The sequence below is a fragment of the Microbacterium sp. Au-Mic1 genome (genome assembly GCF_021341785.1).
In the GTDB taxonomy this organism is placed as follows: Bacteria; Actinomycetota; Actinomycetes; order Actinomycetales; family Microbacteriaceae; genus Microbacterium.
Genome location: NZ_JAJTTF010000003.1, coordinates 1 through 22,064, shown reverse-complemented (window position 1 = coordinate 22,064; position 22,064 = coordinate 1). Strand labels below are relative to the sequence as shown.

Annotated in this window: 21 protein-coding genes; 11 read left to right on the top strand and 10 right to left on the bottom strand. The window is 71.9% G+C overall.

Annotated features, from left to right (window positions below; translation table 11 throughout):
* Positions 1–4: 4 nt before the first annotated feature.
* The gene (locus LXM50_RS04665; RefSeq protein ID WP_233310114.1) at positions 5–1,273 is read right to left on the bottom strand and encodes an ammonium transporter; all 1,269 of its coding nucleotides are present in this window, start codon (positions 1,271–1,273) and stop codon (positions 5–7) included.
* 168 nt (positions 1,274–1,441) lie between these two features.
* On the opposite strand from LXM50_RS04665, the gene LXM50_RS04660 reads away from it, so the two are divergent.
* Positions 1,442–2,482 (top strand): zinc-dependent alcohol dehydrogenase family protein, encoded by a 1,041-nt coding sequence (locus tag LXM50_RS04660; protein WP_233310113.1) that lies wholly within the window; start codon positions 1,442–1,444, stop codon positions 2,480–2,482.
* A gap of 24 nt (positions 2,483–2,506) precedes the next feature.
* On the opposite strand, the gene LXM50_RS04655 is transcribed toward LXM50_RS04660, so the two are convergent.
* From LXM50_RS04655 to LXM50_RS04640, 4 genes are all read right to left on the bottom strand, one after another.
* Positions 2,507–3,412, bottom strand: coding sequence for a type II CAAX endopeptidase family protein (locus LXM50_RS04655; RefSeq protein ID WP_233310112.1), 906 nt, complete (start codon positions 3,410–3,412; stop codon positions 2,507–2,509).
* A gap of 130 nt (positions 3,413–3,542) precedes the next feature.
* Positions 3,543–4,763, bottom strand: coding sequence for an RNA polymerase sigma factor (locus tag LXM50_RS04650; protein ID WP_233310111.1), 1,221 nt, complete (start codon positions 4,761–4,763; stop codon positions 3,543–3,545).
* Entirely contained in the window at positions 4,760–5,128 is a 369-nt protein-coding gene (locus LXM50_RS04645; RefSeq protein ID WP_233310110.1) for a YciI family protein, read from the bottom strand. The genes LXM50_RS04650 and LXM50_RS04645 overlap by 4 nt, the downstream gene beginning before the upstream one ends.
* Before the next feature lie 177 nt (positions 5,129–5,305).
* Complete coding sequence (locus LXM50_RS04640) at positions 5,306–6,199, bottom strand: LysR family transcriptional regulator (RefSeq protein ID WP_233310109.1); 894 nt, start codon at positions 6,197–6,199, stop codon at positions 5,306–5,308.
* A 78-nt stretch (positions 6,200–6,277) separates the two neighbouring features.
* Here LXM50_RS04640 and LXM50_RS18675 point away from each other — a divergent pair, with 78 nt between their 5' ends.
* Genes LXM50_RS18675 through LXM50_RS04625 form a run of 3 tightly spaced genes read left to right on the top strand, consistent with a single transcriptional unit; the run spans position 6,278 to position 10,217 of the window.
* A complete protein-coding gene (locus LXM50_RS18675; RefSeq protein WP_233310108.1) occupies positions 6,278–7,861 on the top strand; it encodes an aminotransferase class V-fold PLP-dependent enzyme in 1,584 nt (527 codons plus the stop codon).
* Complete coding sequence (locus LXM50_RS04630; protein WP_233310107.1) at positions 7,858–9,324, top strand: amino acid permease; 1,467 nt, start codon at positions 7,858–7,860, stop codon at positions 9,322–9,324. The genes LXM50_RS18675 and LXM50_RS04630 overlap by 4 nt, the downstream gene beginning before the upstream one ends.
* A complete protein-coding gene (locus LXM50_RS04625; protein ID WP_233310106.1) occupies positions 9,321–10,217 on the top strand; it encodes a universal stress protein in 897 nt (298 codons plus the stop codon). The genes LXM50_RS04630 and LXM50_RS04625 overlap by 4 nt, the downstream gene beginning before the upstream one ends.
* 41 nt (positions 10,218–10,258) lie before the next feature.
* Here the strand turns inward: LXM50_RS04625 and LXM50_RS04620 are convergent, their stop codons facing one another.
* Entirely contained in the window at positions 10,259–10,960 is a 702-nt protein-coding gene (locus LXM50_RS04620) for an NADPH-dependent F420 reductase (RefSeq protein ID WP_233310105.1), read from the bottom strand.
* 83 nt (positions 10,961–11,043) lie between these two features.
* On the opposite strand from LXM50_RS04620, the gene LXM50_RS04615 reads away from it, so the two are divergent.
* Complete coding sequence (locus LXM50_RS04615) at positions 11,044–11,685, top strand: LysE family translocator (RefSeq protein ID WP_233310104.1); 642 nt, start codon at positions 11,044–11,046, stop codon at positions 11,683–11,685.
* A gap of 70 nt (positions 11,686–11,755) precedes the next feature.
* Here LXM50_RS04615 and LXM50_RS04610 read toward each other — a convergent pair whose 3' ends face one another.
* Positions 11,756–12,283 (bottom strand): hypothetical protein, encoded by a 528-nt coding sequence (locus tag LXM50_RS04610; RefSeq protein WP_233310103.1) that lies wholly within the window; start codon positions 12,281–12,283, stop codon positions 11,756–11,758.
* 91 nt (positions 12,284–12,374) lie between these two features.
* Positions 12,375–13,295 (bottom strand): S1C family serine protease, encoded by a 921-nt coding sequence (locus LXM50_RS04605; protein ID WP_233310102.1) that lies wholly within the window; start codon positions 13,293–13,295, stop codon positions 12,375–12,377.
* Between the two features lie 200 nt (positions 13,296–13,495).
* Between LXM50_RS04605 and LXM50_RS04600 the strand changes: the two genes are divergently transcribed.
* Genes LXM50_RS04600 through LXM50_RS04590 form a run of 3 tightly spaced genes read left to right on the top strand, consistent with a single transcriptional unit; the run spans position 13,496 to position 15,709 of the window.
* Positions 13,496–14,065, top strand: coding sequence for a dihydrofolate reductase family protein (locus LXM50_RS04600; RefSeq protein WP_233310101.1), 570 nt, complete (start codon positions 13,496–13,498; stop codon positions 14,063–14,065).
* Between the two features lie 12 nt (positions 14,066–14,077).
* Positions 14,078–14,434, top strand: a complete 357-nt coding sequence (locus tag LXM50_RS04595; protein ID WP_233310100.1) for a YciI family protein — start codon at positions 14,078–14,080, stop codon at positions 14,432–14,434.
* Positions 14,435–15,709 (top strand): RNA polymerase sigma factor, encoded by a 1,275-nt coding sequence (locus LXM50_RS04590; protein WP_233310099.1) that lies wholly within the window; start codon positions 14,435–14,437, stop codon positions 15,707–15,709. It begins immediately after the preceding gene.
* 3 nt (positions 15,710–15,712) lie between these two features.
* Here LXM50_RS04590 and nirD read toward each other — a convergent pair whose 3' ends face one another.
* Positions 15,713–16,102: a nitrite reductase small subunit NirD gene (gene nirD, locus LXM50_RS04585; RefSeq protein WP_233310098.1), complete on the bottom strand. Its 390-nt coding sequence runs from the start codon at positions 16,100–16,102 to the stop codon at positions 15,713–15,715.
* A 181-nt stretch (positions 16,103–16,283) separates the two neighbouring features.
* Between nirD and nirB the strand changes: the two genes are divergently transcribed.
* From nirB to LXM50_RS04570, 3 genes are read left to right on the top strand one after another with little or no spacing between them, the layout of a single operon-like run.
* On the top strand, positions 16,284–18,878 hold the full coding sequence (gene nirB, locus LXM50_RS04580) for a nitrite reductase large subunit NirB (protein WP_233310097.1): 2,595 nt from the start codon (positions 16,284–16,286) through the stop codon (positions 18,876–18,878).
* On the top strand, positions 18,875–19,660 hold the full coding sequence (cobA, locus tag LXM50_RS04575; protein WP_233310096.1) for a uroporphyrinogen-III C-methyltransferase: 786 nt from the start codon (positions 18,875–18,877) through the stop codon (positions 19,658–19,660). Before nirB ends, cobA begins: the two co-directional genes overlap by 4 nt.
* Positions 19,657–20,787, top strand: coding sequence for a uroporphyrinogen-III synthase (locus LXM50_RS04570; protein WP_233310095.1), 1,131 nt, complete (start codon positions 19,657–19,659; stop codon positions 20,785–20,787). Before cobA ends, LXM50_RS04570 begins: the two co-directional genes overlap by 4 nt.
* Positions 20,788–20,985: 198 nt before the next feature.
* On the opposite strand, the gene LXM50_RS04565 is transcribed toward LXM50_RS04570, so the two are convergent.
* A partial coding sequence (locus tag LXM50_RS04565; protein ID WP_233310094.1) for an FAD-dependent oxidoreductase occupies positions 20,986–22,064 on the bottom strand: 1,079 nt, incomplete at its 5' end.

Here is a 22,064-nt window from a genome sequence, read left to right as displayed (position 1 = left end):
CGGCTCAGACCCGTGCGCCGATGAGGACATAGCCCTCTTCGCCGTGGACCACGGTGTCGAGGCCTGCGATCTCGTCCTCGTCCTTGACCCGGAAGCCCAGGGTCTTCTGGACCACGAAGCCGATCGCGAGAGCGAGCACGAAGGAGTACACCAGCACGGCGCCCGCGGCGAGTGCCTGGGCCGCGAGCTGCGCGAAGCTGCCGCTGTAGATCAGGCCCGTGCTGTTGGCGAAGATGCCGAGGTACAGCGTTCCGATGATGCCGCCGATGAGGTGGATGCCGACCACGTCGAGGGAGTCGTCGAAGCCGAGCTTGAACTTCAGGTCGATCGCGAGCTGGCAGACCGCGCCGGCGAGCAGACCGAGCACGACGGCCCAGATCGGGGTGAGGGCGGCGCAGGCCGGGGTGATCGCGACGAGGCCCGCGACCGCACCTGATGCGGCACCGACCGAGGTCGGCTTGCCGTTGCGGATCTTCTCCATCACCAGCCAGCTCAGCAGAGCGGCGGCGGGGGCGGCGAGGGTGTTCACGAATGCGATCGAGGCCGTGCCGTCGGCGCCGAGCTCGGAGCCGGCGTTGAACCCGAACCAGCCGAACCACAGCAGACCGGCGCCGAGGAGCACGAACGGCGGGTTGTGGGGCACGTCCGCACCCTTCTGGAAGCCGAGCCGCTTGCCGAGCACCAGGGCGAGTGCGAGGCCCGCGGCTCCGGCGTTGATGTGCACCGCCGTGCCGCCGGCGAAGTCGATCGCGCCCACGCCGAGCATGTCCTGCAGGCCCTTGGTGACCCAGCCGCCGTAGGCGTAGCTGCCGTCCTTGTTCAGTCCGAAGTTGAAGACCCAGCTCGCGACCGGGAAGTAGACGACAGTCGCCCAGATGCCCGCGAAGATCATCCAGGATCCGAACCGAGCGCGGTCCGCGATCGCGCCGGAGACGAGGGCGACCGTGATGATCGCGAACGTCGCCTGGAACGCGACGAACGCGAGCGGCGGGTAGGCGGCATCCTTCGGCACCTCGAGCAGGCTGTTCAGGCCGATCGCCGACCAGTCGATCGTCCACGGGGCGATCAGGCCCTTGCCGCTGGGGAAAGCGATCGCATAGCCGAAGACGACCCACAGCACGCCGATGAGCCCGATGGCGCCGAAGCTCATCATCATCATGCTGATCACGCTCTTGGCCTTGACGAGGCCTCCGTAGAAGAACGCGAGACCGGGGGTCATCAGCAGCACGAGGGCTGCGCAGATCAATACGAAGGCGGTGTTCCCTTGATCCATGGGTCCGCTCCTCTCTCAGTGAGAACGCTCCTGCAGCGTCGGGTGAGGTCAGACTGTCACTCGTGCGTTTCGCCTCGACGCGCGCTGTGTTTCGAGTCCGTTTCGTCGCATGCCCCCGGCGTGAACACCCTGTAACGAAGACCCGCGGGAGCCTGGAAGGATGAGCCCATGCGCGCAGTGGTGTTCGATGCGGTCCGTTCCCAGCCCGAAGTACGCGTGGTCCCCGTGCCGGATCTGCCCGCCGACGGCGTTCTCGTGCAGGTGATGGCCACGGGGATGTGCCGCAGCGATTGGCACGCGTGGGCCGGGCACGACGACATCGCGTTCCCGCATGTGCCGGGGCACGAGCTCGCCGGGATCATCACCGAGGTCGGGCCGCAGGTCACCCGCTGGCACGCGGGCGACCGTGTGACCGTGCCGTTCGTGTGCGGTTGCGGGCGCTGCGAGTGGTGCCTCTCCGGCGATGCGCAGGTCTGCCCCGACCAGCAGCAGCCGGGCTTCACGCACTGGGGTTCCTTCGCCGAGGTCGTCGCCCTGCACGCGGCCGACGTTAACCTGGTCGCCCTCCCCGACGACGTGGACTTCGCCACGGCCGCCAGCCTCGGCTGTCGCTTCGCCACGGCCTTCCGCGCGCTCGTCGGGCGCGCTCGGGTGCGCGAGGACGAGTGGATCACGGTGATCGGCGCCGGCGGCGTCGGGCTCAGCGCCGTGATGATCGCGCGGGCTCACGGCGCCCGGGTGATCGCGGTCGACCGCAACCCCGAAGCCCTCGCGGTGGCGCGCGCGGTCGGCGCCGAGCACACGCTGCTCGCGGACGGGACCGACTTCCCCGCTTCCGTGGCCGCGCTGACGAATGGCGGGAGCCACATCTCCATCGACGCGGTCGGAAGCGTGCAGACCCTCTCCGACGCGATCCTGGGGCTGCGGCGGCGCGGCAGGCACGTGCAGATCGGCCTCCTCCCGCCGATCGACGGGCACCCGCGCGTGCCGATGGATCGCGTGATCGGCTGGGAGCTCGACGTGCTCGGCAGCCATGGCATGGCGGCTGCCGACTACCCCGCGATGATGGCGCTGATCGCCGCGGGGCGCCTCACACCGCAGCGCCTCATCGAGCGCACCATCGGTCTCGAGGAGGCCGCCGCGCTGCTGCCAGGGTTCGACCGGGCGACGGTGGCGGGCATGACCATGGTGGATCCGCAGCTCGGCTGACCGCTGCAGTCGCCGAGACGCGACTCAGGTCGCCGTCGTCGGGCCGAGACCGGGCGATCGAGCACCCTTCGGGAGGCCGAGCCGGCCTCGGGTCACGAGGATCAGCACGAGAGCCGTGCCGGTGAAGCCGATCAGCACCGGCAGGAGTCCGTAGTCGTTGAAGATCGGCGCGGGGAAGAGCGGTGCGCCCACCTTGTTCGCGAAGGTGTTGAAGGAAGCGTGCATCAGCATCGTGATCAGCACGCTGCCCCCCGCGTGGTTGAAGACCCAGGTCATCATGATCGTCAGCGCGATGATCATCACCACGAACATCACCATGTTCGCGGGCGTCGGCGGCGTCCACACCCCGCTCCAGAACAGCGGGAAGTGCCACAGCGCCCACAGCGCACCCAGGATCACACTGCCCATCAGAGGGCCGTGGCGCTCCTGCAGCCGCGGCAGCGCGAACCCGCGCCACCCCGGCTCCTCCCCCAGCGGACCGCCGAGGAGGAAGGTCATCACGAACGCGAGCGGGTACGCGGCGAGCAGGGGGCCGATGATCGGCTGGAACGATGCCAGAGCGGTGGGCACCACGATCGTTCCGAGCAGGATGATGACCGGCACGCCGACGAGCAGGAACAGGTACCACCCGATCCCCACTCGCCAATGGACGCAACGATGCAGCAGCCGGACGACGCCTTCCCTGCCCTCCGTCACCGCGGTCACGACGAACGCCGCGACGGCCGGACCGAGGGTTGCGACGGGGATGAGGATCCCGATCGCGAGTTTGGGCAGCGCCGGCAGCGCCCCCTGCGCGGAGAGAACGACCGGGAGCTCGACGAGCCACGCGAACAGGTACGCGATCACGAAGTAGGAGGTGAGCGGGTACCGGGCGAGCACGCCGTGGGGCGTCGCACGAGAAGAGCGACCGACGTCTCCGACCACAGCCATGATGGTGACCCTTCCGTCCGCGACGGGCCCGCGAACGCGCGGGATCACTCGCTCGCGATGGCTCAGTGTCCCACTCGCCGGGGCTGACCGCCAGAGGCGGCGGCAGACCGGCCGCCCCCTCGGCCGGGGCTCAGCCCCGCAGCCGTGCGGCGCGGGCTCGCAGATAGTCGCGCTCCGGGACGGAGAGGGTCGCCCGGGCCGCTTCCAGGTATTCGCCGATCGCCTCCTGGGTGCGCCCCGCGCGCTCCAGCAGATGCGCGCGCACTGAGGCGATGCGCTTGCGGTCGCCGCGCACCCTCGCGTCCGCAATGCTGTCGATCACGGCCAGCCCGGACTCGGGCCCGTGCACCATCGCCTGCGCCACGGCGCGGTTGATCGTCGCGACGGGGTTGCCGGTCTCCCGCTCGAGCAGGCGGTACAGGGCCAGGATCTGCGGCCAGTCCGTGGTCGCGGTGCTCGGAGCATCGTCATGCAGTGCCGCGATCGCGGCCTGGATCGAGTACGGGCCGTGACGGCCTGCGGCGAGCGCCGCGTCGAGGATCCCGGTGCCCTCCTCGATCCCGTCCCGATCCCATCGCGTGCGGTCCTGCTCGTCGAGCGGGATCAGCTCGCCGCGCGTGCCGATGCGCGCGGCGCGGCGGGCGTCGGTGAGCAGCATCAGCGCGAGCAGCCCCGCGACCTCGACGTCCTCCGGACGTTCGCGGTGCAGCATCCGTGCCAGGCGGATCGCCTCGTCGCTGAGCCGGATGTCGTTGGCGTCCGCTCCCTCGGTCGCGGTGTGCCCCTCGGTGAACATGACGTAGAGGACGGCGAGCACCGGATCCAGACGGTCCTCGGGGTCGGACGGCTCCGGGAAGACGGCCCCGGCGACCCTGATCCTCGCTTTGGCCCGGCTGATCCGCTGGGCTATCGTCGCCTCGGGCAGCAGGTGCGCACGGGCGATCTGAGCGGTCGACAGGCCGGCGACCGCGCGCAGCGTCAGCGCCACCTGCGCCGGCATCGTCAGGGCGGGGTGGCAGCACAGCCGGAGCACCTCGACGCTGTCATCCGCGTGCGCAGCCTCGGCTTCGGCGAGGGGGCGCCAGGCATCGGCGTACGCGTTCTCGCGCTCCCGGCGCTGGTGCTCGCTGCGGATCCGATCGATCATCCGGCGACGCGCGACGGTCAGCAGCCAGCCCTTCGCGTCCGCCGGGGCGCCCTCGGCAGGCCACTGCTGGTGCGCCGCGAGAAGCGCCTCCTGCACCGCGTCCTCGCAGAGATCCAGCTGTGCGGCGCCGTAGCGGCGCAGCAGCGCGGCGAGGACCTGCGGCGCGCTGCTGCGCCACAGGTCCTCGTAGCGACGATCAGTCACACGTCGGACCCGGCCGAGAACATCACGGGGCGGACCTCCAACGCGAGCCCGTCGATCGCCGCATCCGGGATCTGCCGGGCGAGCTCGAGCGCACGCTCCTCGGACTCGACCTCGATCAGGTAGTACCCGCCCATGAACTCCTTGGTCTCGGCGAACGGGCCGTCGACCACCTCGGGGGCGCCGCCCGCGCCGCGCACCACTTTCGACTGGCTGGGGTCGGCGAGCGCCACGGTGCCGAGCATCTCTCCCGAAGCGGTGATGGAATCCATGAACGCCTGGTGTCCTTCGCCGATCGCCTGCATCTGCTCAGCGGTGAGCGCATCCAGCACGTCCTGACGCACCTGCATGAGGATCATGTACTTCATGGTCGTTCTCCTTCTGTTGGCCGGGCGACCCGATGTCCGCCTCGGTATGTGGTCGGAGTCGATACGCGGTTCTCGACATCATTCTGCGCGCGGATTCCGCCAATCGCGTCCGAACGCCCGCGCCGGCGGACGGCGTCGCCTCGGAGGGAAGGGCACCCCGACCTCGGATCGGCCTCCTCAGCCGTCCGTCGTCGTGCGCAGGGCCCGCTCCAGAGCGGTCCGTGCCGCCGCGCCCACCGTCGGCGCGGTGACGAGGAAGATGCGCCGCTCGAACACGGCGTCGGCGATCTCGACCGTGGCCACGGCATCGAGATGCGCGGGCAGCGCCAGCTCGGGGACGAGGGCGGCGCCGAACCCGGCGGCGACGTAGGCCGCCACCACGGCGTAGTCGTCGCTGCGCATGGCGATCCGCGGGGTGAAGCCCGCCTGATCGGCGGCCCGGAAGAGAGCGGCATCGACAGGGTCCGCCTCGGTCGCCCCGGCGATCCAGGCCTCATCGTCGAGGTCCGCGAGCGGAACGCCGGTGCGTCCGGCGAGGGGGTGCGCCGGCGGGACGATGACGGCGAGGTGCTCCTGACGCACCGGGATCATCCGGAAGCCCGGCGGCAGGATGGTGGGCCGGCCGGGGGCGTCGTAGACGATCGCGGCATCGAGGCGGAGCCCGACGACCGCCGCCATGAGCGGGTCGAGCTCGGCCTCGATCACGTCCGGATCGAACCCGGCCGCCTGCAGCGCGCGCACCACCTGCGGGAGCAGCCTCGCCCCGGCGGAGGGGAATACGCCGATCGCGATGCGCCGCCGTCCGGACTCGACCAATGCCCTGAGCTCGTCGACGGCGCGTTCCGACCGATCCAGGATCGCGGTGGCGTGCAGCAGCATCGCCTCTCCCACCGGTGTCAGCCGCGTGCCGCCGGATCCGCTCGTCACCACCGCGGCGCCGAGCACGCGCTCGAGACCCCGGAGGTGGTGGGTGACCGTGGGCTGGCTCCACTGCAGGGCATCGGCCGCGCGCAGCACGGATCCCTGCTCGGCCACGGCCTCCAGCGCCTTGAGCTGCCTCAGATCGAGCATCCGCGCTCCATAGTGGGTATTGATGAATGAAGAAAGGTATGCATTCCTCATCGTATCGGGCTTCGCCAGAATCGATCCGTGACGACAACCACGCCCTACGCCGACGCCATCCGCCGTTTCGCCGCACGCGACCTGCAGCGCCTCAACGTCCCCGGGCACAGCGCCGACCCCGCCGCCGCTCCCCTGATGGCGGAGTTCTTCGGCGAGGACGTGCTGCGCTACGACGTGGAGCCGCTGCTGGGCGGCATCGACAAGGGATCCGAGAACCCGCTCGTCCAGGCCCGCGCTCTGGCCGCGCGCGCCTGGGGCGCCCGTCGCACCTGGTTCCTCACCAACGGCGCCTCCGAGGCGAACCGCATGACGGCGCTGGCCCTGGCCGCGTTCCGCACCCCGGACGAGGTCGTGGTCGCACAGCGCAGCGCGCACTCCAGCTTCTTCGACGGCATCATCCTCGGCGGCCTCGATCCCCGCTTCGTGCAGCCGACGATCGACGAGCACCACGGGATCAACCATGGCGTGACGCCCGCCGCGATGCGCGAGGCGCTCGAGGGCGCGGATGCGAAGGCTGCCTACATCATCAGCCCGAGCTACTTCGGCGCGGTCGCCGACGTCAAGGCCATCGCGGAGGTCTGCCACGAGGCCGGCGTGCCGCTGGTCGTGGACGCCGCGTGGGCCGCGCACTTCGGCTTCCACCCCGACCTTCCCGCGAACCCGATCACGCTCGGCGCCGACCTCGTCGTCTCATCGACCCACAAGATGGGCGGCAGCCTCACCCAGTCGGCCATGCTCCATCTCGCGGACGGCCCCTATGCGGCCGAGCTCGAGCCGCTGATCGACCGCGCCTTCATGTTCACGCAGTCCACGAGCGCCAGCTCGCTGCTGCTCGCCTCGCTCGACCTCGCCAGGGCGACGCTGGAGGACGGCCACGACCGCATCGCCGCGTCACTCGCCGCGGCCACCGAGCTGCGCGATGCCGTGCGCGCGACGGGACGCTTCCCGATCGTGAGCGACGGCTTCGATGCCTTCCCCGACATCGTGGGCCACGACCCGCTCCGCGTCTCGATCGATGTCGGCGCGGCGGGGCTGGGCGGCCACGCCGTGCGGGAGGAGCTGCTGCGCACCGCGGGGATCATGACGGAGATCTCGACCGGATCCTGCATCGTCGCGTTCGTGGGCCCCGGCACGACGCCCGACCCGGCGCGGTTCGTGGCGGCGCTCGAGGCGCTGCAGCCGGTCGGCGACCTCGCCGCTCGAGGGGAGGCCGGATCGATCGCGCTGCCCAGGACCGGCCCCGCCGTGATGCGCCCGCGGGACGCCGCCTTCGCGCACACCGAGATCGTCGCAGCCGCAGAAGCCGTCGGCCGGGTCTCGGCCGACGCGCTGGCCGCCTATCCGCCCGGGATCCCCAACGTCCTGCCCGGCGAGATCCTCACCGCCGAGACGATCGCGTTCCTGCGCGGGATCGCGGCGATGCCCGGCGGCTACGTCCGGGGCGCCGCGGACGCGCTCGTCGACGGCGTGCGCGTCGTGATCGAGCACAGTGCGCCGATCCCCTCGGTTCGTCCGAAGACCACACGATCCAGCAGGATCGATCCGCACCTCAGAACCGGCATGCGACGTGCAGCGAAGCCGTCGCCGACGAAAGAACAGGTCACCGCATGACATCGATCGCCCAGCAGCTCCTCCGGCGCAAACCCATCGCCAGGGAGGCAGGCGATTCGCCCCTCACCCGCTCGATCGGGCTCTTCTCGCTCATGGCGATCGGGATCAGTTGCACGATCGGCACGGGGATCTTCTTCATCATGTCCCAGGCCGTGCCGCTGGCCGGCCCCGCCGTGGTGTGGTCGTTCGTGATCGCCGGCATCGTCGCAGGACTCACCGCGCTCTGCTACGCGGAACTCGCGGGAGCGGTTCCCGTCTCCGGATCCACCTACTCCTACGCGTACGCGACCCTCGGCGAGGGCATCGCCATGGTCGTCGGCGCCTGCCTGCTGCTGGAGTACGCGGTCTCCGCCGGGGCGGTCGCCGTGGGCTGGTCGCAGTACGTGAACGAGCTCATCGGCAACCTGTTCGGCTGGCACATCCCGCTCGCGCTCAGCAATTCGCCCGAGGAGGGCGGCGTCGTCAACCTGCCCGCCGTGATCCTGATCGCGCTCTGCGCGGTGCTGCTCGTGCGCGGCACCAAGGAGTCCGTCGTCACCAACGCGGTGATGGTGTGCATCAAGATCGCCGTGCTGCTCTTCTTCATCGCCGTGGGCGTGACGGGGTGGAACTCCGACCACTTCGCGAACTTCGCGCCGTACGGGCTCAGCGGCGTCGCGGCGGGCGCCGGCGTGATCTTCTTCTCGTTCGTCGGGCTCGACGCGGTCTCGACCGCGGGCGAGGAGGCGAAGAACCCCAAGCGCAACCTGCCACTGGCCATCCTGCTCGCGCTCGTGGTCGTCGTCGTGCTCTATGTCGGTGTGGCCCTCGTCTCGGTCGGCGCCCAGGCCCCGGCGAAGTTCGACGGCCAGGAGGCCGGTCTCTCCGCCATCCTCGCCGACGTCGTCGGCAGCCCCTGGCCCGGCACCGTGCTCGCGGCGGGCGCCGTGATCTCGATCTTCAGCGTCACGCTCGTCACGCTGTACGGGCAGACCCGGATCCTGTTCGCGATGGCGCGGGACGGCATGGTGCCCAAGGTCTTCGCGAAGGTCAACGAACGCACCCGCACGCCCGTCCAGAACACGATCATCGTGTCGGCCGTCGTCGCGGTGCTCGCGGGCGTGATCCCGATCAACTTCCTCGCCGAGATGACGAGCATCGGCACGCTCGCCGCGTTCCTGGTCGTCTCCGTCGGCCTGATCATCCTGCGTCGCCGCGAGCCGGACCTCGAGCGCGGCTTCACGGTGCCGCTGTACCCGATCACGCCGATCCTCTCGATCCTCGGATGCATCTGGATCATCACCCAGCTGCGGCCGGTCACGATCCTCGTCTTCGCGATCTGGGTCGCGGTGTTCCTCGCGTTCTACTTCTTCTACGGACGTCGCCGCTCCGCGCTGCAGCCGGGCAACGGTCCCCTCGCCGCCGACGTGCCGTACACCTCCGCCGTGCGTCAGCAGGCCCCGCTGGAGCGGAGCGAGCGATGACCCTCCTCGTCGGGCTGGACACCGCGCGCCGCTCATCGTCGATGCTCGCCCTCGCCGCGCAGCTGGCGAATTCCCTGGGGACCGACCTCGTCGTCGCCGCGGTCGTCGCCTCCGCGTGGCCGCACTCGCGCGCGAGCGTCGATCACGAGTGGCAGGCGCACAACCGCGACGCGGCCGACCTCGTCCTCGACCACGCCGCGAGCGTGCTCGGCGGGCAGGTGCCGGCGCGCTACATCGTGCACGAGGCCTCCTCGGCCCGCCGCGGCCTGCTGGAGCTCGCGGAGCAGGAGCGACCCGACGCCCTCGTGCTCGGATCCGCGGTGCGCGGCGAGCCGGGACGGATCGCGCTCGGCGCGGTGTCGGAGGCGCTGCTGCACGCCTCCCCCGCGCCCGTGGCGATCGCACCGGTGGGCTATCGGGCTCGCGTGGATGCGAGGATCGACCGCCTCACCGTCGCGTACGGCGGATCCGGCGCCGCACAGGACCTCATCCCCGGCGCGGCGTCCGTCGCCGCGCTCGGTGGCGTGAGTCTGCGGATCGCCTCGTTCGCCGTGCGGCCCGACGCCGAGATGGGGATCCTCGCCGGCGCGGGCGGTCGCGCGGAGGATCCGGTCCTCGTCGAGTGGGAGGCACGGATCCGAGATCACGCGTCGACGATCCTCGGCGGGATCACCGGCCCTCCGCCGGCCGTCGATCCCGTCGCGATCGGTGTGGGCGGATCCTGGGCCGCGGCGATCGACGACGTCGGGTGGGCTGACGGCGATCTGCTCGTCGTCGGGTCCAGTTCCCTCAATCCGCTCGCCCGGGTCTTCCTCGGCTCGCACGGCACGAAGATCGTCCGCAACGCAGGAGTGCCCGTGCTCGTGGTGCCCCGCGCGGCCGCCTGGGGGTGACGCCTCGCGTCCGGCCCAGGCCCCGTAGAGGCGATCGCGGTTCAGGCGTCCTGATCCGCGGCGCGCGCCCTGGCCACGACGATGCCGCGCTGCGAGGTCCAGAATCGCTCAAGCATCGCCCGCAGCTCGGCGGCGTCGACGTCGGCGCCGAACGCCTCCGCGCCGGGTTCGAGCATGATGCCGCTCGCGAGATCGCCGGCCACCACGGGGTCGAAACCGAGGTCGTCGACCAGCCGTGCCACCTGCGCCACGTCTGCGGAGTCGTCCCCGGCGATGGCGATCGCCTTACGACCCGGGGCGCCCGCGGGTCGGGCCTCGTCCTCGACGTCGTGGTAGCCCATGTGGTTGAGCCCCTTCACGACGCGGGATCCGGCCAGGAACCGCTGCACGATCTCGCTCGTGGACGTGCGCGGATCGTCGAGGTCGTCGCGGAGGCCGTCGGCGCCCCACCAGTAGTTCATGGCGTCGATCACGAGCTTTCCGCGCAGCAGCTCCGCGGGCAGCGTCGTGTGCCGGCCGAGCGGCAGGGTCAGCAGCACGGCGTCCGCATCGCGGGCGAGCTCCGCGACGTCGACCACACTCGCCCCGAGCGCTGCGGCGGCGCGTGCGATCCGGGCCGGATCCGAGGATCCCGCGACCAGCACGCGATAGCCGGCCGCCACCGCGAGGCGCGCGAGCACGCTGCCGATCCGGCCGGCACCGATGATGCCGAGCGTCTGGATCCGAGATGCCGTGTCCGCCACGGCGCCATCGTAGCCAGAGCGCGCCCGGCCGTTCCGACGAACGCGCGCTGGCATCCGGGCGGCACCGGGACTAGGTTCTTCACGTGCCGCACACGGAAGCCGTCATCGCCTTCGCCCTCACCTCCCTGGTCCTCATCGCGATCCCGGGCCCCAGCGTGCTGTTCGTCATCGGACGCTCGCTCGCCTGGGGCCGCAGCGCCGGGCTCTGGAGCGTGCTCGGCAACGAGCTCGGAAGCCTGGTCCCGATCACCGCGGTGGCGTTCGGCGTGGGATCGATCGTCGCCCAATCCGTGGCCTTGTTCACGGTGGTGAAGGTGCTCGGTGCGCTCTACCTGGCCTATCTCGGAATCCAGGCCATCCGTCACCGGCGCGACGGTTTCGAGGGCGCGTCCCAGACGGGTTCGCCGCGGATGTCCACGCTCGTCGTGCTGCGGCAGGGCTTCATCGTCGGGGCCACCAACCCCAAGACCATCGTCTTCTTCGTCGCCGCGCTGCCGCAGTTCGTCGACTTCCACGCCGGATCCGTTCCCCTGCAGATGATGATCCTCGGGCTGATCTTCACCGTCATCGCCTTCGTCTGCGATGGGACCTGGGCGTTGATCGCCGGTGCGGCGCGGTCGTGGTTCGCACGCTCGCCCCGGCGGCTCGCCGCGGTCCGCGGCACCGGCGGGGGCATGATGATCGGGCTCGGCGGCGTGCTGCTGCTCGCCGACAACAAGGGCTGACGGCGATCCGGGGCTCGCCGGACTCGCTCTCTGCGCCGGCCGGCCGCGGCCGCACCGGACGGGGACCGGGTCAGCGACGCAGCGCCGCGGGCCGAGGCAGGCCGAGATCCTCGATGAGGTCGCCGAGGGCGCGATCGAGCTCTGCGCCGGCCTGCGCGATCTTGTTGACGCCGAAGCCGGCGAGCCGGGCGCCCGGCGCCTCGAAGCTCAGCGTCGTCCCCGGCGTGCTCGACGTGTGCGCCTCGATGCGCAGCGGGGCGTAGAGCATCGTGCCAGGATCGTGCCGGAACAGCCGCGCGGTGATCCCGTGGTGTGCGATCAGCCACACCACGCTGCGGGCGCCGCTGCCCGCGTGCGCCATGAGCGCGTCGGGACGCGAGGTCCAGACCCGGACGAACCCGCTGGGCGCCTCCCACTGCAGCCCCCGCACGAATCCCACCCAGTCGCCGCCGCGCACCTCGGCCAACGCCTGCTCCTCCGGCAGCGCGGGGACCGCGGCCTCGAACGCCCCCACCAGGGTGTCGAACTGCGCGTTCGTCTCCAGCCGGATCCGCCGTCCGGCATGCTCGAAGACGGTCTCGTCCGCGTCGTAGCTCACCGGACCATCCTCTCGCCTCCCGACCTCCACGGCCTTCACCGCGGGCGTCGCCGTCATCTGCGCGATGACAGGACTCTCGGGTGATGCGCCCTCAGCCCAGCCGCAGTTCCTCGGGCTCCAGGACGAGGTCGATCAGGGCGCCGCCCCGCAGCACGGTCATCTCCATCCGCCGCCCGATCGCACCTTCGACCATGACACGCTGCAGCCCCGTCGGGTCGAACACGGGCGTGCCGTCGATCGACAGCACGATGTCTCCGGGGCGGGCACCCGCGAGAGCGGCAGGGCTTCCCGGAACCGTCGACATGACCTGCATCCCGGTCGCGGATCCGACCTTCGCGGCGGCCTCGGGGGTGAGTGGAACCTTGGACCCTGCCACGCCGAGCCAGGCCCGGCGCACACGGCCGGCAGTGGAGAGGGTGTCGATGATCTCGAGCGTGGTGGCGTTGATCGGGACGGCGAGGCCGAGACCGACGCCCGCGACGGCCGTGTTCACGCCGACGAGCCTGCCCGCACTGTCGGCCAGTGCGCCCCCGCTGTTGCCCGGGTTCAAGGCCGCGTCCGTCTGGATCACCTCGTCGATCACGCGGCCCGAGGCGGTCGGCAGAGAACGGCCGAGCGCCGAGACGATGCCCGCGGTGACGCTGCCCGCGAGCCCTCGGGGGTTGCCCAGGGCGACGACGAGCTGCCCCACGCGCAGCCGTGCGGCGTCGCCCAACGGCACCGGATCCGGCGTCCGCCCGCGGGCGCGCAGCACGGCGAGGTCACTCAGCACATCGGATCCGACGACCTCCGCGTCGGCCGCGGTGCCGTCGCCGAACGCGAGCCCCACCTCGCGTGCCCCCGTGACGACATGCGCACTCGTGAGCAGCAGCCCGGCGCGGATCACCGTGGCGCTGCCGGCACCCGCGCCTTCGGCCGTGCGCACGTTCACGGCCGCGACCGCAGGCAGCACCGTCTCGGCGACGCGCACCACGATGGTCGAGTACGCGTCGAGCGCTTCATCGTCGTCCATGACCAGCAGTCTCCGCCCGGATCGAGCGGGGTCGGCGGTCGTTCGCCGAGGGCTGACGGCCATGCGGGCTCGGGGACCTTCCGCCGCTCGGCTCCCGCGCGCTGAAGATCTTCCGGATCCGCGTGTCCGGATCCGCCGACCTCGTTCGACGGAACAGGTGAAGGGGCCGAAGAGCGGCCCCGCACTGAAAGGAAACGCACATGCGTAAGATCGTGGCCTTCGAGCACATGACGCTCGACGGGTATGTGTCCAGCGGCAAGGGGATGGGGTTCGAGTGGACCCATCGCGCGTACGACGAGGAGCTCGCCGCCTACGCACAGCACATCCAGGAGGACTTCGACCTCCCCGTCTACGGACGCGAGACCTACCTCGGGATGTCCGGGTACTGGAGCACGCAGCCCACCGCCGAGAGCACTCCCACCGAGCGCGAACACGCGGAGTGGGTCAACGCCGTCGACAAGATCGTGGTGTCGACCACGCTCGAGTCGGCCGACTGGAACAACACGCGACTCGTCCGCGGGAACCTCGGCGAGGAGTTCGGTCGGCTGAAGGAGCAGCAGGGTGGAACGATCGCGATCTACGCGAGCCCGAAGCTCGTGCACTCCTTCCTCGATCTGGGCCTGATCGACGAGTTCCGGATCGTGCTGCATCCCGTCGTCATCGGGGGCGGCACGCCGCTGTTCCCGGCCGGCACCGACCTCACGCTCACACTGGAGGAGTCGCGCTCCTTCGCAGCCGGGGCGACCTACCTGCGCTACGGCGTGGCCTGAGAGGATCGGACCATGCGATACCTGCTGCTGATCCGGCCCGACATCGAGGATCTGCCCGCCGATTGGGGTCCCGACCCCCGGCTCGAGGAGGAGATGGGCCACCTGCTCGAGGAGATGACGAAGGCCGGCGTACTGCTGGACACGGCCGGGCTCCGCCCGCCCGAGGAGGGCGCCGTGCTCCGGCTCGCCGCGGGCGACGTGACCGTCGTCGACGGACCGTTCACCGAGTCGAAGGAGATGGTGGGCGGTTACTGCCTGCTGCAGACCCGCACGCGCGACGAGGCCGTCGAATGGGGCACGCGGTTCCTGCGCATCCACGGTCCGGAGTGGACGATGGCCCTCGAGCTGCGCGAGCTCGACGGCGAATAGGTGACCACTGACCCGCTCATCGACCGCGCGGTGCAGCGCGCGGTCGATGCGGCGTGGCGGATCGAGTGGCCGCAGCTGGTCGCCGTGCTGACCCGGCTCGTCGGCGACATCACGCTGGCCGAGGATCTGGCCCAGGACGCGCACCTGGCCGCTCTGGAGCAGTGGCCCCGGGACGGCGTCCCGAACAACCCGGGCGCGTGGCTGACCGTCGCGGCGAAGCGCCGGGCGATCGACCGGATCCGCCGAGACACGACCCTGGCCCGCAAGCTGCCGTTGCTGGAGGGCGAGCTCCTCGCCGACACCTCTTCGGCACCGGATCCGGCATCGGTCGTGGACGGCGAGATCTCCGACGACCTGCTGCGGATGCTCTTCACCGCCTGCCATCCGGTGCTCTCGCGCACCTCCCAGGTCGCGCTGACGCTGCGCATGGTGAGCGGCCTCACGACCGAGGAGATCGCACGGGCCTACGTGACCGCGACCCCGACGATCGTGCGCCGCATCTCACGCGCGAAGAAGACCATCCGCGACGAGCGGATCCCCTACGAGGTGCCGTCCGGCGCCGAGCTCGCCGAGCGGCTCGATGCCGTGCTCGAGGTGATCTACCTCGTCTTCAATGAGGGCTACGCTGCGACGGCCGGAGACGACTGGATGCGGATCGACCTCTGCACGGAGGCGCTGCGCCTCGCCCGGATCCTGTCCGCGCTGATGCCCGCCGAGCCGGAGGCGCACGGGCTCGCGGCGCTGCTCGAACTGCAGGCGTCCCGGCTGCGCTCCCGGCACGACGTCGCGGGGCGCCTCGTGCTGCTGCGCGACCAGGACCGCACCCGGTGGGACCGGCTGCTGATCCGTCGCGGCTACGCGGCCCTCGCCCGCTCGCACGCACTCGCCCGGGATCGCGGGCGAGCGCCCGGCCGCTACGCGCTGCAGGCCGCGATCGCCGCCGCGCACGCGATGGCCGCGACGCAGGCCGACACGGACTGGCGCCGGATCGCGGGCCTCTACGCCGTGCTCGCCGCGCGGTTCCCCTCACCGATCGTCGAGCTCAACCGCGCCGTGGCCGTCGCCGAACTGCACGGCCCGGCCGCGGGACTCGAGCTGGTCGACGCGGTCGTCGCCGCTGGCGCCATCGACGACTACCACCTGCTGCACGCCGTGCGCGGCGATCTCCTGGAGCGCCTCGGGCGCACGGCCGCGGCGCGGGCGGAGTTCCGGCGGGCGGCGAACCTCACCGCGAACGCCGCCGAGCGGGCGATGCTGCTCGGCCGCGCGGACTGAGGCTCAGTCGTCGAGCTCGATCTCGATGAAGCCGCCGACGATGCGCGTGCGGAACGTCCGCAGCAGCAGGGCCGGATCCGAAAAGCACTCCCCTGTGCCGAGGTCGTAGACCTCCTTGTGCAGGGGCGACGCGACCGTGGGACGATCACCGCGGGATCCGACGATTCCGCGCGCCATCACCGGGGCGCCGTCAGCCGCGGGATCGGCGTGCGAGACGGCGTAGACCTCGCGCGGCGAGAGCAGGAACACGGCGATCTGCCGCATCCGGATGAGCACGGCCTCACCCCAGGACGGCTCGAGATCGTCGACGTGGCACACGCGCTCCCACGCGGTGCGCGCCGGCGCGGTGCGCGAGGAGACGACACGGGGCCCGGGGTGCGTGATGGTGGTCATGGGTCGAAGGTAGGAGGCGCGTGTTTCGGCCGGGGTCGTCGCATGTGTCCGCCGTGTGAAAGTCCTCTCACAGGACTCCCGGCACCGTGTGCGACCACCGACACGCGCCGGATACATTGTCGAAACGGTCGGGAAACCGCCCGCTCCTACGCTCGGGAACCACCGAACGGAGGGGGCACGCATGACGTCCCGCAACACGCTCATCGTCGGAGGCGGACCCGCCGCCCACCGGCTCGTGGAGGCCCTGCTGTCGCGCTTCGCCGATGATCCGGCCGCTGCGCACCGCATCACCGTGCTCGCGGAGGAGCCGTACCTGCCGTACGACCGCGTGCAGCTGAGCAAGCGCCTCGCCGACGGATCCGTCGATCTCACGCTGGATCCGGCGTCGTGCTGGGAGCACGCGACGGTCTCGCTGCGCGTCGGCGAGAGGGCGCAGGCGATCGACCGCGCGGCGAGGACGGTGACGACCTCGACCGGCGACGTGCTCGGCTACGACGACCTCGTGCTGGCGACCGGATCCTCCGCGCCCGTGCCCGAGATCCCCGGCGCAGCGGCCGCGCGGGTGTACCGGACGATCGACGACGTGGACGCGCTCGTCGCCGAGGTCGCGGAGCTCCGAGATGCACTGGGCCGCGCGCCGCGCGTCGCGGTGGCCGGCGGCGGACTGCTCGGTCTGGAAGCGGCCGGAGGCGTCGCCGCGCTCGGCGCCGACGCCGTGATCATCCACTCCGGCGGATGGCTCATGTCGGCCCAGCTCGACGAGGGCGCCGGCCAGGCCCTCGGGCGGTTGATCGCTGCCCGCGGGGTCGACCTGCACCTCGGCACCCGGCCGCAGAAGATCCTGCTCGACGCCGACGGGCGCCCCGTCGAGGTGCTCTGCACCGACGGCCGCACGGTGCCCGCCGACATCGTCGTGTTCGCGATCGGGATCCGGGCGCGTGACGAGCTCGCCACGGCGGCGGGGATCGCGACCGCACCGCGCGGCGGGGTGATCGTGGACGAGGCCTGCCGCAGCACTGATGCGTCGATCTGGGCGATCGGCGAGGTCGCCGCGATCGACGGCCGCACCATCGGCCTGGTCGCGCCGGCCAACGCGATGGCCGAGACGGTCGCCGACCGGCTGCTCGGCGGCGACGCGGCGTTCACCACGATCGACGACGCCACCAAGCTCAAGCTGTCGGGCGTCGACGTGGCGAGCTTCGGCGACGCGTTCGCCCGCGATCCCGGCGCCCTCGAGATCGTGTACGCGGATCCCGCACGCGGGCTGTACCAGAAACTCGTCGTGAGCGACGATGCCCGCACGCTGCTCGGCGGCGTCTTCGTCGGCGACGCCACGCCCTACCTCGGGCTGCGACCGCTGCTCGGGCGCACCCTCGACGCCGAGCCCGCGGCGTATCTCTCCGCGGCCGGCGCCGAACCGCCGGCCGGCGGCGCCCTGCCGGACGACGCACTGGTGTGCTCCTGCAACAACGTCACCGCGGGCACCGTGCGCACGGCGGTCGGCGACGGCTGCCACGACCTCGGCGAGCTGAAGACCTGCACTCGCGCGGGCACCCAGTGCGGATCCTGCGTCCCGCTGGTGAAGAAGCTCCTCGAGGCCGAGCTCACCGCCGCCGGCGCCACGGTCTCGCACGCGCTGTGCGAGCATTTCGACCTGTCCCGGCAGGAGCTGTTCGAGTCCGTCCGTGTGCTCGGGCTGACGAACTGGGACGAGACGATCACCCGCCTCGGTCGCGGGCGCGGCTGCGACATCTGCAAGCCCGCGGTCGGGTCCATCCTCGCCACCCAGCACGGCCAGTACCTGCTCGACGGCGGCCGCGGCCCGCTGCAGGACACGAACGACCGCGCCCTCGCCAACATGCAGAAGGACGGCACGTACTCGGTCGTGCCGCGCATCCCCGGCGGCGAGATCACCCCCGAGAAGCTCGGCGTGATCGCCCGCGTCGCCCAGGACTTCGGCCTGTACACGAAGATCACCGGCGGGCAGCGGATCGACCTGTTCGGCGCGCGCCTGGACCAACTCCCTGACATCTGGCGGGAACTGGTGGACGCCGGCTTCGAATCGGGACAGGCCTACGGCAAGGCGCTGCGGAACGTGAAGAGCTGCGTCGGATCCACCTGGTGCCGATACGGCGTGCAGGACTCGGTGGGGATGGCGATCGCGCTGGAACTGCGCTATCGCGGCCTGCGCAGCCCGCACAAGCTCAAGTTCGGCGTCTCCGGATGCGCCCGCGAATGCGCCGAGGCACGCGGAAAGGACGTGGGCGTGATCGCGACCGATCTGGGCTGGAACCTCTACGTCGGCGGCAACGGCGGCTTCCAGCCCGCCCATGCGCAGCTGCTCGCATCGGATCTGGACGACGAGACGCTGGTGCGCTACATCGACCGCTACCTCATGTACTACATCCGCACCGCCGACCGGCTGCAGCGCACCGCGCGCTGGATGGAGGATCTGGACGGCGGCCTCGACCATGTCCGCGACGTCGTCGTGCACGACTCGCTCGGCCTGGCCGCCGAGCTCGAGACGGCCGTGGCGCAGCATGTCGACACCTACGCGGACGAGTGGGCGGCGACGCTCGCCGACCCGGAGCGGCTGCGCCGGTTCCGCTCCTTCGTGAACGAGCCGGGCCTCGCGGATCCGTCCATCGCGCGCGTCGCCGAGCGCGGGCAGCTCCGCCCGGCGACCGCGGCGGAGCGTGCGGCCGGCGTCGTGCCGATCGCCGGTGCGACGATCCCGCTGCGCGCCGACGCGATGCCCGCGGAGGGGCTCTCGTGACGGCCTCGGTCGGGTCGGTCGCCCTCGTCGGCGGCGGTCCGGGCGACCCCGACCTCCTCACTGTCGGCGCGGTCAGGGCGCTGCGGGACGCCGATGTCGTGCTGTTCGACCGACTCGCGCCGTACGCGCTGCTCACAGAGCTCGCGCCCCAGGCGGAGCTGGTCGACGTCGGCAAGCGCCCCGGCCATCATGCGATCCCGCAGGAGGAGATCGAGCGGATCCTGATCGACCACGCGCTCGCAGGCGCCGCGGTCGTGCGCTTCAAGGGCGGGGATCCGTTCGTGTTCGGCCGGGGCGGCGAGGAGGCGGCCGCCTGCCGCGCGGCCGGCGTGCCGGTGAAGGTCATCCCCGGGGTGACGAGCGCGATCTCGGTGCCGGCGTCCGCCGGCATCCCGGTCACGCACCGCGGGGTCGCGCGGCTGTTCACCGTGGTCTCCGGGCATGCACCGCTCACGGAGTCCGAGGCGGAGCACCTGGCCGACCTCGGCGGTACCATCGTCGTGCTCATGGGTGTCTCGAATCTGCCGTCGATCAGTGCCGGTCTGCTGCGCCACGGCATGGATCCCGGCACGGCCGTCGCGATCGTCGAACGCGGATTCACCGCCGACCAGCGCACCACCGTCTCCGACCTCGCAGGCATCCGCGGAGCCGCGGAGGACGCCGGGGTGCGCTCCCCCGCGGTGATTGTCGTGGGCGACGTCGTCCGGCTCGCCGGCCACGGGGACCGGGAGGCCGTCGCGCTGCTCACGAATGCCGTCGCACTCGCGGGGGATGCTCCATGACACCGTCCGAACGCATCGATCCTGTGTCCGGCTTCGGTCCGGACCAGCTCGCCGGCTTCCGGATCGGCGTGACGAGCGATCGCCGCTCGGCCGACCTCATCGACGCGTTCGAGCGCCGCGGAGCGTCCGTGCTGCACGCTCCCACAGTGCGGATGCGGCATGCGGACGACGACGGTCCTGTCATCGCCGACACCCGCGGCATCGTCGCCGCGCACCCCGATCTCCTCCTCGCGACGACCAGCTACGGAATGCGGCGCTGGTTCGAGGTCGCCGATGCGGCGGGGCTCGGCGCGGCACTGCAGGACGCGCTGTCCGCGGCGACGATCCTGGTGCGCGGCCCGAAGGCGCGGGGCGCAGTGCGCGCGGCCGGACTCGACGACGAGGGCATGAGCGACGAGGAGACGACGGCGTCTCTGGTGGACAGGGCCGTCGCCGAGTTCGGAGCGGGCACCACGGTCGCGGTGCAGTTGCACGGCCAGACCGATCACGCGCAACTGGCGCGGCTCGCGCGGGCCGGCATGCACGTGCTCACGGTCGCCCCGTACACCTGGTCGAACGCCGAGGACGACGACGAGCGGATCACCCGCCTCATCGACGCGATCGCGGCCCGGCAGCTGGACGGCGTCACCTTCACGAGCGCCCCTGCGGTGGACGGACTGTTCATCGCCGCCCTGGCCCGCGGCCGCCACGACGAGGTCGTCGACGCGCTGCGGCGGGACGTGGTGGCCGCGAGCGTGGGCCCGGTGACCTCCGCGCCGCTGCGGGCGGTCGGCATCCCGGTGCTGCAGCCGGATCGCTACCGGATGGGCGCGCTCATCCGGCTCGTGTGCGAGCACCTCGAAGACCGGGCGACGCAGCGCGTGCAGACCCGGCACGGCGAGGTGCAGCTACGCGGCAGCGTCGCCGTCGTCGACGGCACGCCGGTGCGCCTCACCCCCACCTCCGTGACGCTGTTCCGCGCGCTGGTCGCCGCCCGCGGCGCTGTGGTCTCGCGCCGGGAGCTCTCCGGATCCGTGGACGGCGACGAGCACACCATGGAGGTCTCGCTCAGCCGGCTGCGGCAGAGCCTCGCGACCCCCGGCCTCGTCGCCACGGTCGTGAAGCGCGGCTACCGGCTCGACGTCTGAACGCCCCCCTGTCGCTGAGCACCCCCTCCGGGGTCGTTGAGCGAGGACGGCGGAGCCGACCGAGACGAAACGGGGCACGCTCGCGGATCACCGCGTTTCGTCTCGCTGCGCTCGCTCAACGACCCCGGGGAGGCTGCGCTCGCTCAACGACCCCGGGGAGGCTGCGCTCGCTCAACGATCCCGGATCGCGCGCCGCCCCTATCCCGCCGGCACCGCCGCCAGCAGCGCGGCGATCCGTCCCTTGCAGCCCCCGCACCCGGTGCCGGCGCGCGTGCAGCGGCCGACCTCCTCGACGGTGCCGCACCCGTCGGCCACCGCGTCGGCGATGCGGCCCGCCGTCACGCCGTTGCACCAGCACACGGTGGCGTCGGGCCCGAGCGGGTCGTCGGCGGTCGCTGCCGAGCCGGCGTCGGCCGCGTCGAGCCGCAGCAGCGCCGCCGGATCCGCGACGAGGCCCGCCCCTCGCTCGTAGCGCAGGGTGAGCTCGGCGCCGGCCTGGGGCAGGCCGACCGAGACGAACCCGGCGAGCACCCCGTCGCGGACGACGGTCTTCAGATACGCGCCCCGCGCGGCGTCCACCCACGCGCTGACCTCGGCGTCGGCGTCCCACGGCTCGGCCGCATACGCCCCGCCCGACACCACGTCGATCCCGGTCGCCTTGAGCATGAGCGCCGTCGGGCGCTCATGCCGCGCGACGGTCGCCTGCGCGCCGGCCGCGAATCCGGTCGACTCGACGTGCAGTCGGCTCGCGACGGCGGCGGCCTGCCGCCATCCGGGTCCGATCAGACCGCTCGGCGCTCCCGGCACGCGCCCCGTGGCGTCGGCCTCGTCTGGATCCGCGATCTGCGCGCAGTCGCCGATCGCGAACACGTCCGGATCCGTCCAGCTGCGCAGATCCGGGTCGACGAGCACACCGGTCGCGCACGCGAGGCCGGCGGCGAGCGCGAGCTCGACCCGGGGCGCGACGCCGCAGGACAGCACGAGCAGGTCCCCGCGCAGGTAGGTGCCGTCGGCGCACACGATGCCGTCGAACACCGGCCCGGCCGGGGTGTCCCTGAGCTCGACGGTCTCGGCGCGCGCGTGCGCCGCCATCCGCAGCCCCGCCGCGCGGGCGGCACGCGCGAGCATGCGCCCGCCGGTCTCGTCCAGATTGCGTGCCATCGGCGCCGCACCGTGGTGCGCCACGGTGACCCGCGCCCCGTGCTCGGCGGCGAGCAGCGCGAACTCCATACCGAGCACCCCTGCCCCGAGCACGACGATCGCCCCGCCCCCGGCGA